The organism is Nocardia sp. A7 (genome assembly GCF_046549215.1).
Classification (GTDB): domain Bacteria; phylum Actinomycetota; class Actinomycetes; order Mycobacteriales; family Mycobacteriaceae; genus Nocardia.
The window spans coordinates 46,668-61,157 of the sequence record NZ_JAJPWE010000008.1; the positions used below are offsets into that span (position 1 = coordinate 46,668).

Annotated in this window: 16 protein-coding genes; 9 read left to right on the forward strand and 7 right to left on the reverse strand. The window is 66.7% G+C overall.

Features of this window, described 5'->3' with window-relative positions:
* Positions 1 to 68 precede the first annotated feature (68 nt).
* Positions 69 to 2,030 (forward strand): heavy metal translocating P-type ATPase, encoded by a 1,962-nt coding sequence (locus ACLJPD_RS31250; RefSeq protein WP_410876975.1) that lies wholly within the window; start codon positions 69 to 71, stop codon positions 2,028 to 2,030.
* On the opposite strand, the gene ACLJPD_RS31255 is transcribed toward ACLJPD_RS31250, so the two are convergent.
* Both ACLJPD_RS31255 and ACLJPD_RS31260 read right to left on the reverse strand, forming a co-directional pair.
* Positions 1,992 to 3,266, reverse strand: coding sequence for an MFS transporter (locus tag ACLJPD_RS31255; protein ID WP_410876977.1), 1,275 nt, complete (start codon positions 3,264 to 3,266; stop codon positions 1,992 to 1,994). The two genes, ACLJPD_RS31250 and ACLJPD_RS31255, sit on opposite strands and share 39 nt — an antisense overlap.
* Positions 3,267 to 3,269: 3 nt before the next feature.
* Positions 3,270 to 4,601 (reverse strand): FAD-dependent oxidoreductase, encoded by a 1,332-nt coding sequence (locus ACLJPD_RS31260; protein ID WP_410876979.1) that lies wholly within the window; start codon positions 4,599 to 4,601, stop codon positions 3,270 to 3,272.
* A gap of 101 nt (positions 4,602 to 4,702) precedes the next feature.
* Between ACLJPD_RS31260 and ACLJPD_RS31265 the strand changes: the two genes are divergently transcribed.
* From ACLJPD_RS31265 to ACLJPD_RS31290, 6 genes are all read left to right on the forward strand, one after another.
* Positions 4,703 to 5,569, forward strand: a complete 867-nt coding sequence (locus ACLJPD_RS31265) for a helix-turn-helix domain-containing GNAT family N-acetyltransferase (RefSeq protein ID WP_410876981.1) — start codon at positions 4,703 to 4,705, stop codon at positions 5,567 to 5,569.
* Between the two features lie 85 nt (positions 5,570 to 5,654).
* Positions 5,655 to 6,017 carry an ArsR/SmtB family transcription factor gene (locus ACLJPD_RS31270; protein ID WP_410876983.1) on the forward strand — a complete coding sequence of 121 codons (363 nt, stop codon included), beginning with the start codon at positions 5,655 to 5,657 and terminating at the stop codon, positions 6,015 to 6,017.
* Complete coding sequence (gene arsB / locus ACLJPD_RS31275) at positions 6,014 to 7,111, forward strand: ACR3 family arsenite efflux transporter (protein ID WP_410876985.1); 1,098 nt, start codon at positions 6,014 to 6,016, stop codon at positions 7,109 to 7,111. The genes ACLJPD_RS31270 and arsB overlap by 4 nt, the downstream gene beginning before the upstream one ends.
* Complete coding sequence (locus ACLJPD_RS31280; protein WP_410876987.1) at positions 7,108 to 7,518, forward strand: low molecular weight phosphatase family protein; 411 nt, start codon at positions 7,108 to 7,110, stop codon at positions 7,516 to 7,518. The genes arsB and ACLJPD_RS31280 overlap by 4 nt, the downstream gene beginning before the upstream one ends.
* A gap of 29 nt (positions 7,519 to 7,547) precedes the next feature.
* Positions 7,548 to 8,219, forward strand: a complete 672-nt coding sequence (locus ACLJPD_RS31285; RefSeq protein ID WP_410876988.1) for an arsenate reductase ArsC — start codon at positions 7,548 to 7,550, stop codon at positions 8,217 to 8,219.
* 32 nt (positions 8,220 to 8,251) lie between these two features.
* Entirely contained in the window at positions 8,252 to 8,662 is a 411-nt protein-coding gene (locus tag ACLJPD_RS31290; protein WP_410876990.1) for an arsenate reductase ArsC, read from the forward strand.
* A gap of 174 nt (positions 8,663 to 8,836) precedes the next feature.
* Here ACLJPD_RS31290 and ACLJPD_RS31295 read toward each other — a convergent pair whose 3' ends face one another.
* The 3 genes from ACLJPD_RS31295 to ACLJPD_RS31305 all read right to left on the reverse strand — a co-directional run bounded on the left by ACLJPD_RS31295 (position 8,837) and on the right by ACLJPD_RS31305 (position 10,980).
* Positions 8,837 to 10,093, reverse strand: coding sequence for a type II toxin-antitoxin system HipA family toxin (locus ACLJPD_RS31295; RefSeq protein ID WP_410876991.1), 1,257 nt, complete (start codon positions 10,091 to 10,093; stop codon positions 8,837 to 8,839).
* Entirely contained in the window at positions 10,090 to 10,395 is a 306-nt protein-coding gene (locus ACLJPD_RS31300) for a helix-turn-helix domain-containing protein (RefSeq protein WP_410876993.1), read from the reverse strand. The genes ACLJPD_RS31295 and ACLJPD_RS31300 overlap by 4 nt, the downstream gene beginning before the upstream one ends.
* Before the next feature lie 177 nt (positions 10,396 to 10,572).
* The gene (locus ACLJPD_RS31305) at positions 10,573 to 10,980 is read right to left on the reverse strand and encodes a MarR family winged helix-turn-helix transcriptional regulator (RefSeq protein ID WP_410876994.1); all 408 of its coding nucleotides are present in this window, start codon (positions 10,978 to 10,980) and stop codon (positions 10,573 to 10,575) included.
* A gap of 100 nt (positions 10,981 to 11,080) precedes the next feature.
* On the opposite strand from ACLJPD_RS31305, the gene ACLJPD_RS31310 reads away from it, so the two are divergent.
* Complete coding sequence (locus ACLJPD_RS31310; protein WP_410876995.1) at positions 11,081 to 11,479, forward strand: RidA family protein; 399 nt, start codon at positions 11,081 to 11,083, stop codon at positions 11,477 to 11,479.
* Between the two features lie 6 nt (positions 11,480 to 11,485).
* Here the strand turns inward: ACLJPD_RS31310 and ACLJPD_RS31315 are convergent, their stop codons facing one another.
* Positions 11,486 to 12,094 (reverse strand): TetR family transcriptional regulator, encoded by a 609-nt coding sequence (locus tag ACLJPD_RS31315; RefSeq protein WP_410876996.1) that lies wholly within the window; start codon positions 12,092 to 12,094, stop codon positions 11,486 to 11,488.
* Between the two features lie 145 nt (positions 12,095 to 12,239).
* Between ACLJPD_RS31315 and ACLJPD_RS31320 the strand changes: the two genes are divergently transcribed.
* A complete protein-coding gene (locus tag ACLJPD_RS31320; protein ID WP_410876997.1) occupies positions 12,240 to 14,027 on the forward strand; it encodes an acyl-CoA dehydrogenase in 1,788 nt (595 codons plus the stop codon).
* On the opposite strand, the gene ACLJPD_RS31325 is transcribed toward ACLJPD_RS31320, so the two are convergent.
* A complete protein-coding gene (locus tag ACLJPD_RS31325) occupies positions 13,934 to 14,407 on the reverse strand; it encodes a cold-shock protein (RefSeq protein WP_410876999.1) in 474 nt (157 codons plus the stop codon). The genes ACLJPD_RS31320 and ACLJPD_RS31325 overlap by 94 nt on opposite strands.
* Between the last annotated feature and the right edge of the window lie 83 nt (positions 14,408 to 14,490).

A 14,490-nucleotide genomic window follows, 5' to 3' on the forward strand; every position in this document is an offset into this window, starting at 1 on the left:
TACATGAAGACCTCTTCATATGTACTGCTATTCTCGGGTGGTCCGTTCCCGACTCCCGGAGGTGATGTGTGGCTACGCCCACCGCCACGCCCACACGCCGAGCCACCCCGCGTCCGAGCGTTGCCGTGCGCCGCACACGATTGTTCGAACTGAGTGAGATCCGTTGGGCTGCAACAGCATCAGTACTGTTCCTACTGGGCCTGGTCGTCCAGTTCGCGGGCGGGCCGTCGTGGCTGTGGTGGGCGCTGTATCTGGCCTGCTACGTCACCGGCGGCTGGCAGCCCGCGCTGGAGGGGCTGCGTGCGCTGCGCGAGAAGACCCTCGATGTCGATCTGCTGATGGTGGTCGCGGCGATCGGGGCGGCCTCGATCGGACAGGTGCTCGACGGCGCGCTGCTGATCGTGATCTTCGCGACGTCCGGAGCGGTCGAAGCCTTCGCCACGGCCCGGACCGAGGATTCGGTGCGCGGGCTGCTCAGCCTCGCCCCGGAGACCGCGACGCTGCTGTCCGACGGTCACGAAGAGACTGTCCGGGCAGCCGATCTGGCGATCGGTGCGGTGATCCTGGTGCGGCCGGGTGACCGCATCGCCGCCGACGGATCGGTAGTCGGCGGGGCCGGTGAGGTCGACCAGGCCACCATCACGGGCGAGTCGATGCCGGTGGACAAAGCGGTCGGCGACGAGGTGTTCGCCGGAACCCTCAACGGCACCGGTTCGCTGCGGGTGCGGGTGGATCGCCGGGCCGAGGACTCGGTCGTGGCCCGCATCGCGACTCTGGTCGAGGAGGCAGGCCGCACCAAGGCCAGGACCCAGTTGTTCATCGAGAAGATCGAGCAGCGGTATTCGGTGGGCATGGTCGCGGTGACGCTCGCGGTGTTCATCGTGCCGCTGTTGTTCGGTGCGGCATTGCAACCAACGTTGTTGCGCGCCATGACATTCATGATCGTCGCCTCGCCCTGCGCGGTGGTGCTGGCCACGATGCCACCGCTACTGGCCGCGATCGCGAACGCGGGACGCCACGGTGTGCTGGTGAAATCCGCGGTCGTGATGGAACAACTCGGCACCACCACCCTGGTCGCGTTCGACAAGACCGGCACCTTGACTCTCGGCACCCCCGAACTCGCTGATATCCACGTATTGCCCGACTGCCCGATCGGCGAAGAACATGTCCTGCGGCTGGCCGCGGCCGCCGAGCATCCCAGCGAACATCCGTTGGCCGCCGCGATCGTGCGTGCCGCGCGCCGCCGCCGCCTCGATCTCCCGTTCGCCGACGAGTTCACCGCCCAGCCCGGCCGCGGTGTCTCCGCGGTGGTGGAGCAGCGCATCGTCCACGTCGGCTCTCCCGCCGCACTTCTGGACCCCGACGGCACCGGTCGACAGGCGAACGCGGCAGCGCAGGTCCGCGAACTCCAGGGCCGCGGACGAACCGCCGTGGTCGTGCTGTGTGACCACGAGCCCGTCGCCGTCCTCGGTATCACCGATCAGGTACGTCCCGAGGCCGCGGCCACTGTCGCGGCGATCACCGAATCATCCGGCACCGCACCGGTATTGCTCACCGGCGACAACCACGCCACCGCCACCCAGATCGCGAAACAGGTCGGGATCACCGATGTACGCGCCGGACTGTTGCCCGACGAAAAGGTCGCCGCCATCCGCGATCTGGAGTCCGAGGGTTGGCGGATGACCATGGTCGGTGACGGCATCAACGACGCTCCCGCGCTGGCCGCCGCGCACACCGGGATCGCGATGGGCGGCGCGGGATCGGACCTGACCCTGCAGACCGCCGACGCTGTGATCGTCGGCGACGACCTGACCACCATTCCCGCGGTCATCGCACTGTCGCGCAGGGCACGTCGGGTCGTGCTCGCGAACCTGGCCATCGCGGCGGGGTTCATCATCGTCCTGTCGCTCTGGGACCTCATCGGGCATCTCCCGCTCCCGTTGGGCGTGGCCGGTCACGAAGGTTCCACCGTCATCGTCGGCCTCAACGGCCTACGACTTCTCCGTTCGGCGGCTTGGCGCTCCAGATGACGCTGGGCCGCGAATTCCAGGCTTCAGTTTCGATGGGCGTGGGGTGGTTGCGGTGGCCGCCAGCGCAGCCAGTGCCGCGATGGCGGCGAGGACGAAGTAGGTGCGGGCGTAGGTACCGGTCCAGGTCATCAGCACGGTTGCGGCCCACGGCGCCAGCGCCATCACGATGATCACGGGGGCGGACATGAGTCCGTTGAGACGGCCGTAGTGGGTCGCGCCCCAGCGGTCGGTGACGGCGGTGGCCTTGACGAGGGTCATGATGCCGCGGACCACTCCGGCGCCGATCGAGATCGCGATGAGAGCGAATACTGTTGTCGCCCAGCCTGTCAGAGCTGTCGCGGCGGCGGTCAAGGCGAAGGTTCCGACGATGCGGCCGTGCGCGGTGGTGCGAGTGATCAGCGGCAGGTAGCCGATCCGTCCGAGAACCTGTCCCGCACCGCCCAACCCCAGCGTGAGGGCGGCCAGCGATGGGGAGAAGCCGCGTTCGATCAGCAGCGGCACCAGGTTGAACACCGCGGCGAAGGCGGCGAAGGCGCCCAGGCTCGCGGCGAGCACGAGTATCACGAACGCGGGACTGCGCGCCACCGCGCCGTGATCGTCGTCGGCGGGTGACGCGGCGACGGGCGGATCGGGCCATGGGCCGGTCAAGCCGAACAGGTGCGCCGGGATCGTCACCACCGCCAGCACCACGGTGAGCGTGAGATAGGTTGCGCGCCAATCCGTGTGCTGGACCAGTACGGCGGTGAGCGGGGCGAAGACGGTGCTGGCGAAGCCGCCGGACAGGGTGAGGATCATCAGCGCTTTGACGTGGTCGGTGCCGAACCATCGGGTGAGCGCCGCGAACGCCGGTGGATACAGCACCGCTCCCATCGCGACACCCGCGGCCAGCCAGCCCGCGAAGAACACGATCGGATTCGGTGCCAGCGCGACCGCGATCAGCGCGGGCACCGCCAGCACCGAGCCCGCGGTCATGACCGTCCGTGGGCCGACGCGGTCGATGACGCGACCGATCGGGATTCCGGTGAGCGCGGCGGCGAGCTGACCGAGCGAGAACGCCGCGGTGATCATCGGCAGCGACCACCCGGTGTCGGCCGAGATCGATACCGACAGCACAGGAAAGGCGTAGTAGAGAATTCCCCAGCTGGTGATCTCGGTCAGGCACAGTGTGGTCAGTACCCGCCGACGCAGACCGGGATCAGTCGACCCGGTCTGCGCGACGAAAGTAGAAGTCGACACCTCTCAGCGGACGAGCGAGGGTGCGGCCAAGGTCAGCACCTCGGGTGCGGGGGCGCAGCAGCCACCCGAGCTCGCGCCGTCGGGATCGTCGAAAACGCCTGCACCGCCGCATACTCCGGTCTCGGGCAGCACCAGCTCGACCCGCGCGGCGGCTTCGTGATCACCGGCGAGCGAGGCGGCGATGGAGCGAACCTGCTCGTAGCCCGTCATCGCCAGGAAGGTTGGCGCGCGTCCGTAACTCTTCATGCCGACGAGGTAGACGCCGGGTTCGGGGTGGGTCAGTTCGGCGACGCCGTGCGGGTAGACGGTGCCGCAGGAGTGGACGTTCGGGTCGATCAGCGGCGCCAACCGGACCGGGGCTTGCAGCACCGGGTCCAGTTCGAGCCGCACCTCCGACAACCACCCCAGTTCGGGACGGAAACCGGTGAGCGCCACCACGTTGTCGACATCATCGATGCGGCGACCGTCGTCGGCCACGAGTGCGACACTGCCGCTGTCACCGGATTCGATTGCGGCGGTGCGGAATCCGGTGACCACCTCCAGCAGACCGGCATCGACGACCGCTTTCGCACGCAGGCCGAGCGCGCCACGCGCAGGCAGCTCGTCGGCATCGCCACCACCGAAGGTCGAATCGGCGGACCCGCGCCGCAGGACCCAGGTCAGCCGGGTTCCCGGCCGCTGCTCCGCCAACTGTGCCAACGCCACGATCGCGCCGAGCGCCGAATGTCCACCACCCGCGATCACCGTGTGCGCGCCACCGAAGCGGTCGGCCTGCTCGGCGGAGTCGATGTCGGGAACTCGGTACGTCACGGCGTCCGACGTGCGTTCGCCGAGCGCGGGAAGACCTTCCCCACCCAGCGGATTCGGCTCGCCCCAGGTACCGGAGGCATCGATGACCGCGCGCGCCAGGATCCGCTCCTCGCTACCGTCGGCACGGCGCAGGTGCACCGACAACGGTTCGCTGTCGCGGCCGGCGTCGACGACACGGTCGCGGCCGCGGCGGGCGAGTCCGACGACCTCGCTGTCGTAGCGCACGGAGTCGCCGAGCGCGGCGGCCAGCGGGGCCAGGTAGTCGCGCGCCCATTCCTGTCCGGTCGGGTAGCCCTCGTCGGCGGGGGCGATCCAGCCGGTTGCGTCGAGCGCGCGGCGGGCGGCGGGGGCGATCAGTTCGGCCCACCGGGAGAACAACCGCACGTGATTCCACTCCGCGACCGCGGCACCGGCACGCGGTCCGCGTTCAAGCACCAGCACGTCCACGCCGCGTTCTCGCAGTTCAGCGGCGGCGGCCAGCCCCACGGGCCCGGCTCCTACGACGACGACAGGCAGCTCGGTCATCACACTCTCCATTCATCGATACACATCGATCTAATGAGTGTGACTGTATCGACAGACGTCTATGAATGCAACCATCGATTGTCGTCGATACAATGACGGTCATGACGTCCCTGGATATGCCCGTCGTGCGCGACGCAGCCGCTCCGCGCGTCGACGCACTGGCCGTCGGCGACGCCACGACCTACGCCGAATGGTTCGCCTGCCTGGCCGACCCGACGCGCATCCAGCTGCTGCACCTGGTTGCCACGCGCCCGGCCGGGATCACGGTGCGCGAGCTGACCGCTGCCCTCGACATCACCCAGCCGACGGTGTCGCATCACGTCCGCAAGCTCGCCGAGGTCGGCTTCGTCACCACCCACAAGAGCGGCACCTCCACGGTCGTCGCGGTCAACCCCACCTGCTGCACCGGCCTCCCCCACGCCGCCGACGCGGTCATGGGCGTCCTCGCGCCACGGCCCTGCTGCCCGACGGACCTTCCCGCCGACGTGTCGGTTCGGGCGATGCGCGACGACGACTGGGACGCGGTCCGGCGGATTTACGGCGAAGGCATCGCCACCGGACTGGCTACCTTCACCACCGTGGTCCCCGACCGGGCAATCCTCGATGCGCAGTGGTTGCCCGATCATCGCTGGGTCGCCGAGATCGAGGGTGTCGTCGTCGGCTGGGCCAGCCTGAGTCCGGTGTCCGGGCGTGATTGCTACACCGGTGTCGTCGAGAACTCGGTCTACGTCGGCGACGGCGTGCGCGGACGCGGCGTCGGGAAATCGCTGCTGCGGACCCAGGTCATGGCCGCGGACGACGCGGGCTTATGGACGCTGCAGAGTGCGATCTTCCCGGAGAATCGCGCCAGCATCGCCCTGCATCACTCGGCAGGATTTCGGACCGTAGGCGTCCGCGAGCGCATCGCCCGACTGGACGGCGTCTGGCGCGACACCGTCCTACTCGAACGACGCAGCACGAGTTCCTGACGCCGACGGCCGAACTACGCCACACCTCCCGGTGTTCACCGCACGTTTGCTTGCACATTGATTCGATGTACGTCAATATCGAGGAATGTCTAAGTCGGAGCTGAACCTGACGCCGGTCGCGGCCTGTGCCGCGGAGCCGGTCGTCCGCGATCCCTTGACCCCCGCGGAGGCGGTTGAACTCGCCGCCGTGTTCAAGGCGTTGTCGGATCCGGTGCGTCTTCGACTGCTGTCACTGGTCGCCAGCCGGGCTGGTGGGGAGGCGTGCGTCTGCGATATCTCCGACGGTGTCGACGTCAGCCAGCCGACCATCTCGCACCACCTCAAGGTGCTGCGCGAAGCCGGGCTGCTCACCAGTGAGCGCCGCGCCTCGTGGGTGTACTACCGCGTCGTACCCGAAGCATTCGCCCGCGTGGCCAGCGCGCTGATCACCGAGAGCGTGCACGCATGAGCGCGACCACCACGACCGAGCACCCGCCCGTTGTCGGCAAACTCTCGACTCTGGACCGGTTCCTGCCGGTGTGGATCGGTGTGGCGATGGCCGTCGGCTTGCTGCTCGGCCGGATGATTCCCGGCCTCGGCGATGCGTTGAGCGCTGTCGAGATCGACGGCATCTCCCTGCCGATCGCACTGGGCCTGCTGATCATGATGTACCCGGTGCTGGCCAAGGTCCGCTACGACCGCCTCGACTCCGTCACCAGCGATCGCAAACTCCTGATCGGTTCCCTGGTCCTGAACTGGGTGCTCGGCCCCGCGCTCATGTTCGCGCTGGCCTGGCTGTTCTTGCCCGACCTGCCCGAGTACCGCACCGGCCTGATCATCGTCGGCCTGGCGCGCTGCATCGCGATGGTCATCATCTGGAACGACCTGGCGTGCGGTGACCGCGACGCCGCGGCGGTACTCGTCGCCCTGAACTCGGTGTTCCAGGTGTTCATGTTCGCCGTGCTCGGCTGGTTCTACCTGTCGGTGCTGCCCGGCTGGCTCGGCCTGGAACAGACCACGATCGACGTCTCGCCGTGGGAGATCGCGAAATCGGTCCTGATCTTCCTCGGTATCCCGCTGCTGGCCGGTTATCTCACCCGCCGCTTCGGCGAACGCGCCAAGGGCCGCGAGTGGTACGAGGAGAAGTTCCTCCCCCGCATCGGCCCGTGGGCGCTCTACGGTCTGCTCTTCACAATCGTGGTCCTGTTCGCCCTCCAGGGCGACCAGATCACCTCCCACCCCCTCGATGTTGTGCGCATCGCCCTCCCGCTGCTGGCCTACTTCGCCGTCATGTGGGGCGGCGGCTACGCACTCGGCGCCGTGATGGGCCTGGGCTACGCCCGCACCACCACCCTCGCGTTCACCGCGGCGGGCAACAACTTCGAACTGGCCATCGCCGTCGCGATCGCCACCTACGGCGCCACCTCGGGAGAAGCCCTCGCCGGTGTCGTCGGCCCGCTGATCGAGGTCCCGGTGCTGGTCGGCTTGGTCTACGTGTCGCTCGCGCTGCGTAAACGCTTCGCCGACAACACCGGTCCGGCCGTGACCGGGCACGTCAAGTGAGCGACAAGCCCTCGGTGCTGTTCGTCTGTGTGAAGAACGGCGGCAAGTCGCAGATGGCGGCCGGGCTGATGCGTCAACTGGCCGGTGACCGTGTTCAGGTGCACTCCGCGGGAACCCGCCCCGGTGCCGGGTTGAACGAACTGTCGGTGGCGTCGCTGGCGGAGCTGGGCATCGACCTCGCCGGGGAGTCACCCAAACCCATCGACTCCGATCTGCTGCGCACCGTCGACCTGGTGGTCACCCTCGGTCGCGAAGCCCAGGTCGAACCCGCTCCCGGCGTGCGAATCATCAACTGGGACACCGACGAACCCTCCGAACGCGGCATCGACGGCATCGAACGCATGCGCCTGGTGCGCGATGACATCCGCGCACACGTACAGCACCTGTTCTCCGACCTCACCACCTGACGCACAGCAGACCGACCAAGGACATCGCCATGACCGACAGCCCGGTTACCCATGCCCATTTTCACCGTGACAACCTCACCCTCGACCAGCAGCACGCCCTCAAAACCGCCGCGACCCGGCTGGAGCGTGAGTTCGATGGCACCTTCGGCATCGAGACGATCGAACGGTTCCTGCACTCCTCCTACGACCAGTTCGCCGGTCGCGCCACCGTGGTGAACTTCCTGCCGCTGCTGGCCGAACGGTTCGCCCGCCAACGCCTGAACGCGTTGGCCCGCGTCGAAGGCAAGGCACACACCGGCAAGCCCACAGTGCTGTTCCTGTGCACCCACAACGCCGGTCGCTCGCAGATGGCACTCGGGTTCTTCACCCATCTCGCCGGTGACAACGCGGTGGCCTGGTCGGGTGGTTCCGAGCCCGGCGACGAGATCAACCCCGCCGCCGTGGCTGCCATGGCCGAGGTCGGCATCGACATCACCAACGAATTCCCCAAGCCGTGGACCGAGGAGATCCTGCAGGCCGCCGACGTCATTATCACCATGGGCTGCGGTGACGCCTGCCCGCTCTACCCGGGCCACCGCTACGAGGAATGGCAGCTCGACGACCCGGCCGGCCACGACGTCGCCGCCGTGCGCCCGATCCGCGACGACATCGAAACCCGCGTCCGGCACCTGCTCACCGAACTCGACATCCCGACGAGCTGATTCGCCCCCGCCACCGAAAGGCACTGCCCCCCATGACGACCAAGCCCAGCGTGCTCTTCGTGTGCGTCCACAACGCCGGACGATCCCAGATGGCACAAGGGTTCCTGACCCACCTCGCCGGCGACGACATCGAGGTCCGCTCCGCCGGTAGCGCACCCGGCAACTCGCTCAACCCGGCCGCGGTCGAAGCGATGGCCGAACTCGGTATCGACATCACCGCCCAGGCGCCGAAGATCCTCACCCCCGACGCGGTCGAAACCTCCTCGGTCGTGATCACCATGGGCTGCGGCGACGCCTGCCCGTACTTCCCCGGCGTGGACTACCGCGACTGGAACCTGGAAGACCCGGCGGGCAAGGGTGTGGAATCGGTGCGACCGATCCGTGACGAGATCAAGCAGCGCATCGAGGACCTGATCGCCGAACTGCTCCCCGCCCGCCCCTGAACGAGTGCCCTTCCCTCCTGCTGAATTTCTCCGCTGAGATGACTGTTCTTATCACTTTCATAGAAGCGATAAATTCGTACAGCATGGCGTGCATCACATCAACTCATGCTTATCATCAGAATAGTGTCGATAGCGAATCAGGGCCGGTGAACTTCAACTGCCGGTGGGCTCGCCTCAGAGCTTGGGCTGGTGAAGCTCCTTGTGCCGCTGGTCGATCATCTGGCTCAAGCGGCGCGTTGTCTTCTCTTCGAAGCCGATGTCGGAGACGCGGCCGATCCATGGCTCGGCCGAATCAACGATACGTGTCAGACTGCGTTTGATCGCACGCTCGGATACGCCCAAGCGCTGGGCGGCTTCAATCCACCAGCGGTAACTCAACTTTCCGTCGCGGCCGTACAGCGGCAGCGCCATGGGATCCTTCCATGACAGGTAGGGCTGGGTTGTCAGCAGGTCGTACGCCGGCGTGACCTCCCAGACGCCGCCCGGATTCTGCCTGATAGAGAGGTTTTTCCCGTGCAGGTCGCCGTTGCCGATCAGGTAGCTGAATGCGGCGATCTCCAACATCCGAACGATCGCCAACGGATACGACCCGCCACCGGCAGTCACTGCCTCCGCAAGTGATTTCATCGCTTCCTGCAGGGTGATTCGATATTTTGCCGCCGGGTACCGACCGCCGACCTGGCAGGCATCCTCCTGTGCCAGTTTGCGAACACCATTGCGTTCGACGACTCGATCGAAGCGGTCAACGAACAGCGCGGTGCGCCGGCGGCCATCGGCTGCGAGGTGATGGCGCGGAACGTCGATGCCGCACGCTGCTGCCATGTCGAGGAAGAAGTTCTCGTTCTCCACCAGAAACGGATTGTTCGGCGGATTGAGCTTCAGGATTGCTGGACCGCGGGTAGTCGACAACGGGGTGGAGATCATCTGCGCCGAAACCTTGACCTGCACACCGGGAAGTCCGGTGCGATCGAACTCGTCGGCATCGGTGGCTGCAGCCTGCGCGAAGAGGGATCCGAAGTCCGCGTGCGAAGCGTCTGTGCGATCGAAGATCGGCACCGGGTCGGCGGGCAGGTTCCCGGCAGGGACTATTTGGACATCGCCGATCGTGTCTGCGCCGACCGCAAGCAACAGACTGAGGTGATCGTCCTCGCTCGTCCTCGCCGCAGTCGTGATTGCACTGAGGCGCAGCCCTTCTGGTAGCAGTCCAGCAAAGAATGGAGGGACAGAACCTCCGGTGGCCAGGTATCTGCCGGCCACCTTGGGCAGGGTGAACGCGACCGGAGGCGCCGTCGAATCGGTCAGATACGAATCGGCGTAGGCGAATTCCACCACGTCGCGTTCACGGCGAAGGTAGCCGGCGAGAACTCCCGCTTTGTAGACGTCGGCTTCGTTGATCGATCGCAGTGCGGCAGGATCCGGGAATCCGGTCATCGGCGCACACCCCTCGCCTTGCCGAGGTCCACGGCATCGCGCGGAAGCAGTTCGGCTGACGCCTGAGGCATACCCACCAAGGTCGCACCGAGCGCATTCAGTACGCGAAGAGTGACCTCGAGCGTCGGCGAGACTCGGCCGGCCTCGACATTGCGCACCGTCGACACGCTGACATCAGCGAGATCCGCGACGTCGAGTTGCGTCAACCCGAGAACGTGGCGACGTTGCACTACGAACTCCGCGAATTCGGTCAGCGGCCCGACATCTGCCCTGGTCCGCCGACGAGGCTGGGGTCGTGTCACCTGGGCTCCCTTGCGAATGGACCGTCGCGCCGGGCCGTGCCAGCAAGCGCGCTAGACCCAGCTTATCGCTGCCATGATAGCGATAACATCTAATTTTGTGGCGGGCGCCACAGAATTACACGTTATCATTATTATAATGACGATTACCTCTGAAATATATAGCCACCCAGTCTTCGCTCAGGGGCGGAGCTTGGTGACGAGGTCGCTGACCCGGGCGTCCGCGGACGCCTCGGCCATGGCGTCGGCCAGGGCTTCCCGGTAGGTCGGTTCGGCCTGGTCCCGCAGGGCGCGGCCCTTGTCGGTGATCACGGTGTACACACCCCGGCGATCCTTGGGGCACAGGTCGCGGCGGGTGAGGCCCGCCGATTCCAGGCGGGCGGCCAGGCGGCTGACCGAGCTCTGGTTGAGGCCGATCAGCTCGGCCAACTCCTGCATCCGTAGTTCGCCGTCGTCGGCGCGCGCGAGTCGGCACAGGGCCTGATACTCCGACAGCCCGATGCCGTGCCGCCGCTGCACCTCCTTGGCCAGCCGTTGGGTCACCATGCCGTGCAAGGTCTCGACCTGATCCCAGCTCGTCGGGTCCATGATCCCGCCTTCCGTGTTGACGTCAGATTACATGCAGTGCCATTATCTGCATGCACCTACATTAGTTGCATGCACATGCACTATCTGAGAGGAAGTCGCCATGCCCGCGCAGCGCGTCGAGAAGATCGCCACTACCCCCGATTGGTATGAGCCGTACAAGATCTCGCAGGCCATCAAGGCGAACGGCCTCATTTACGTGTCCGGTCAGGCCGGCATCGACGAGCGGGGGCACACGGTCTCCGAGGACTTCCTGACGCAGGGACGTCAGGCCTTCGCCAACATCGGGCGGGTGCTCGCGCAGGCAGGCGCCGACCTGACCGATGTGGTGAAAGTCGGCATCTTCGTCACCGACATGGCCGCCAACCTCGATAACATCATCGCGCTACGCGGGGAGTTCCTCAGTGAGCCCTACCCCGCCGACACCTTGCTCGAGGTGTCCTCCCTCGCCCAGCCCGACTGGCAGATCGAAGTAGAAGTCACTGCCCTCGCCCGCCCCTGACCACACCTAAAGCGGCGGCGCCCCGACGATTCGCAGCGCCATGTCCGCGTACTGGTCAGCCACCTCGACCACCGACCGGTCACCGCCTTCGCGATACCACCGAGCGATGTCGATACCGAGCGAAAGCACAGCCACCACAGCCATTTTGAGATCGCGGATGTCGAAATCGCCGGAGCGGACCCCTTCGGCGACGAGCGCGCGCACCGCGTTCTCGGTTTCTCGCCGAATGCCACGGATCTCGGCCAAATGCTCGGGGCTGAGCGCGGCCAGTTCGTAGTTCAGGATGCGCGCGACAGTAGGTCGGCCCGCGTGCTCGGAAACGAAGGCGTGGACGAGTCCGTACAGCCGCTGAGCAGGCGTTCCATCGACCGCCGCGGCCTCGACGACGAGGCGGAGAATTTGTTCGTGGCCGCCGCGCGAGATGACGTACAGCAACTCTTCTTTGGACTTGTGATGCATGTACAGCGCGGCCGGGCTCATCCCGGCCGCGGCGGCGATATCGCGCGTCGTCGTTCCGTAGTAGCCCTTGGCCGCGAAGGCCGCGACCGCGGATTCGAGCAGGCGGGTCCGCGTGGCCTCCGCCCGCGAGGTATCCGCCTGGGGCGCATCGGTCATGGTTCGATTCTGTCAGCGTGCCGACCGGCCCGAGCGCGGAGGTGCTTGACGACCAGCCGTACCAGGCGCCAAGATAGAAATTAAGCAAGCGCTTATTTTCCGTCTGCCGGGTAGTGGCCGGCTTCGAATCTCAGAACGGACGAACGTGACCGACGACGTACTCTGCCAGCGCGATCTCGAATTCCTGCTCTACGAGTGGCTCGATATCACCCAGCTGACCAGCCGTGATCGGTTCGCAGAGCATTCGCGGGAGACCTTCGACGCGGTGCTGGCCCTCAGCGCCGACATCGCGATCAAGGAATTCGCTCCGCACAACAAGAAGGCCGACCAGAACCAGCCGGTCATGCGGCCCGACGGCACCGTGGAGATGATCGACGAGGTCGCGCACGCGCTCGAGATCTTCGCCAAGGCCGGGCTCATGTCGGGCCAGTTCGACGAAGAGCTCGGGGGCATGCAACTGCCCGCGACGATCGCGCGCACCGCGATGGCCTGGCTGCAAGCCGCGAACGCCGGTACCTCGGCCTACCCGCTGCTCACCACCGCCAATGCCAACCTTCTCGCCGAGTACGGCACCGCGAGCCAGATCGACGAGTACGTGCGGCCGATGCTCGAGGGACGCTACTTCGGGACGATGTGCCTGTCGGAACCGCAGGCAGGCTCCTCGCTGGCCGACATCACCACCCGCGCCACCCGCCAGGACGACGGAACCTATCGCGTGACCGGGACCAAGATGTGGATCTCGGGCGGCGATCACGAACTCACCGAGAACATCGTGCATCTCGTGCTGGCCAAAACCCCTGACGGTCCCCCCGGGGTCAAAGGCATTTCCCTGTTCATCGTCCCGAAGTACCTGCCCGAGGGCGGGGAACGCAATGACGTCACCCTGATCGGCCTCAACCACAAGATGGGCAATCGCGGCACGACCAATACCCACCTCGCCTTCGGCGACGGCACCCACTCCCCCCGCGGCAAGGCGGGCGCGGTCGGATTCCTCGTGGGCGAGCAGGGCCGCGGCCTGTCCTACATGTTCCACATGATGAACGAAGCCAGGGTCGGCGTCGGCATGCTGGCCACCGCTCTCGGCTACACCGGCTACCTCAAATCCCTCGCCTACGCGAAGGTGCGCACGCAGGGCCGGGCTCTCGGGGCCAAAGATCCACTGTCGCCGCCTGTTCCGATCATCGAGCACCCCGATGTGCGCCGGATGCTGCTGGCGCAGAAGTCCTACGTCGAAGGCGCCATGGCGTTGAACCTGTACTGCGCGCGATTGGTCGACGACTCGGCCACCGCGCCGGAGCCCGAGGCCCGCGACGCCGCCGCATTGCTGCTCGACGTGCTGACCCCGGTCGCCAAGAGCTGGCCCTCGCAGTGGTGCCTGGAGGCCAACAGTCTCGCGATCCAGGTACACGGTGGCTACGGCTACACCACCGATTACGACGTCGAACAGCTCTACCGCGACAACCGCCTCAACCCCATCCACGAGGGCACCCACGGCGTGCAGGGCCTCGACCTGCTCGGTCGCAAGGTCGTCATGCAGGGTGGCGCCGGAATGGCGCTGCTCGGCGCGGAAATCGAGAAGACGGTGCAGCGCGCACGCGAGCTCGGCGGGCAGCCCGCGGCCAATGCCGAACAGCTCGATGCCGTGTGGCGGCGGGTCGTCGAGACCACGATGCGATTGTGGTCCACCGGCGACCCCGCGGTCGCGCTCGCGAACTCCTCGCTCTACCTCGAGAGCTTCGGCCACGTCGTGATCGCGTGGATCTGGCTCGAACAACTCGTCGCCACCGGCCACAGGGAAGGGCCGTTCTACGACGGCAAACGCGCCGCCGCCCGCTTCTTCTACACCTTCGAACTACCCAAGATCGCACCCCAACTCGACATCCTGGCGTCCCTGGACACCCTGCTCCTCGACACCGACCCGAACTGCCTCTGATCCGATAGTGACAGCCGGTCCCACCGACACGGTTCTATCGACCGCAAGCCGACCCTCGGCAGGAAGGTCGGCTCGGCGGTGGCAGGCTCGGCGTAGGTCAGGATTCGAACGGCTTCGGGTCCGCGGTCGGTGTCGGTCGCGGTGAAGATCACTCGCTGGCCGGCGTGCAGGGTCTTGTAGCCGGGGGCATCGATGGCGGTGTAGTCGCAGAACACCGCGGGCCCACCGCGGTCGGGCGTCACGAACCCGAACCCCTTCTCGGCGTCGAACCAGGCGACGTGGCCGGGCTGCCACGATCGAGCCTCGGTGGTCTCGTGCCGGTGCGGGTTCGGGTATACGGGCTGGTCAGTAGGCGAGGCAGGAGAAGTCGTCGTCGGCACTGGGAACGCTCCATGCTTGGTCGATACGGTCGGGCGCGGTGGCCGGCCCAGTGCGGGGCTCGGCCACCGCGACGGCGGGAAGC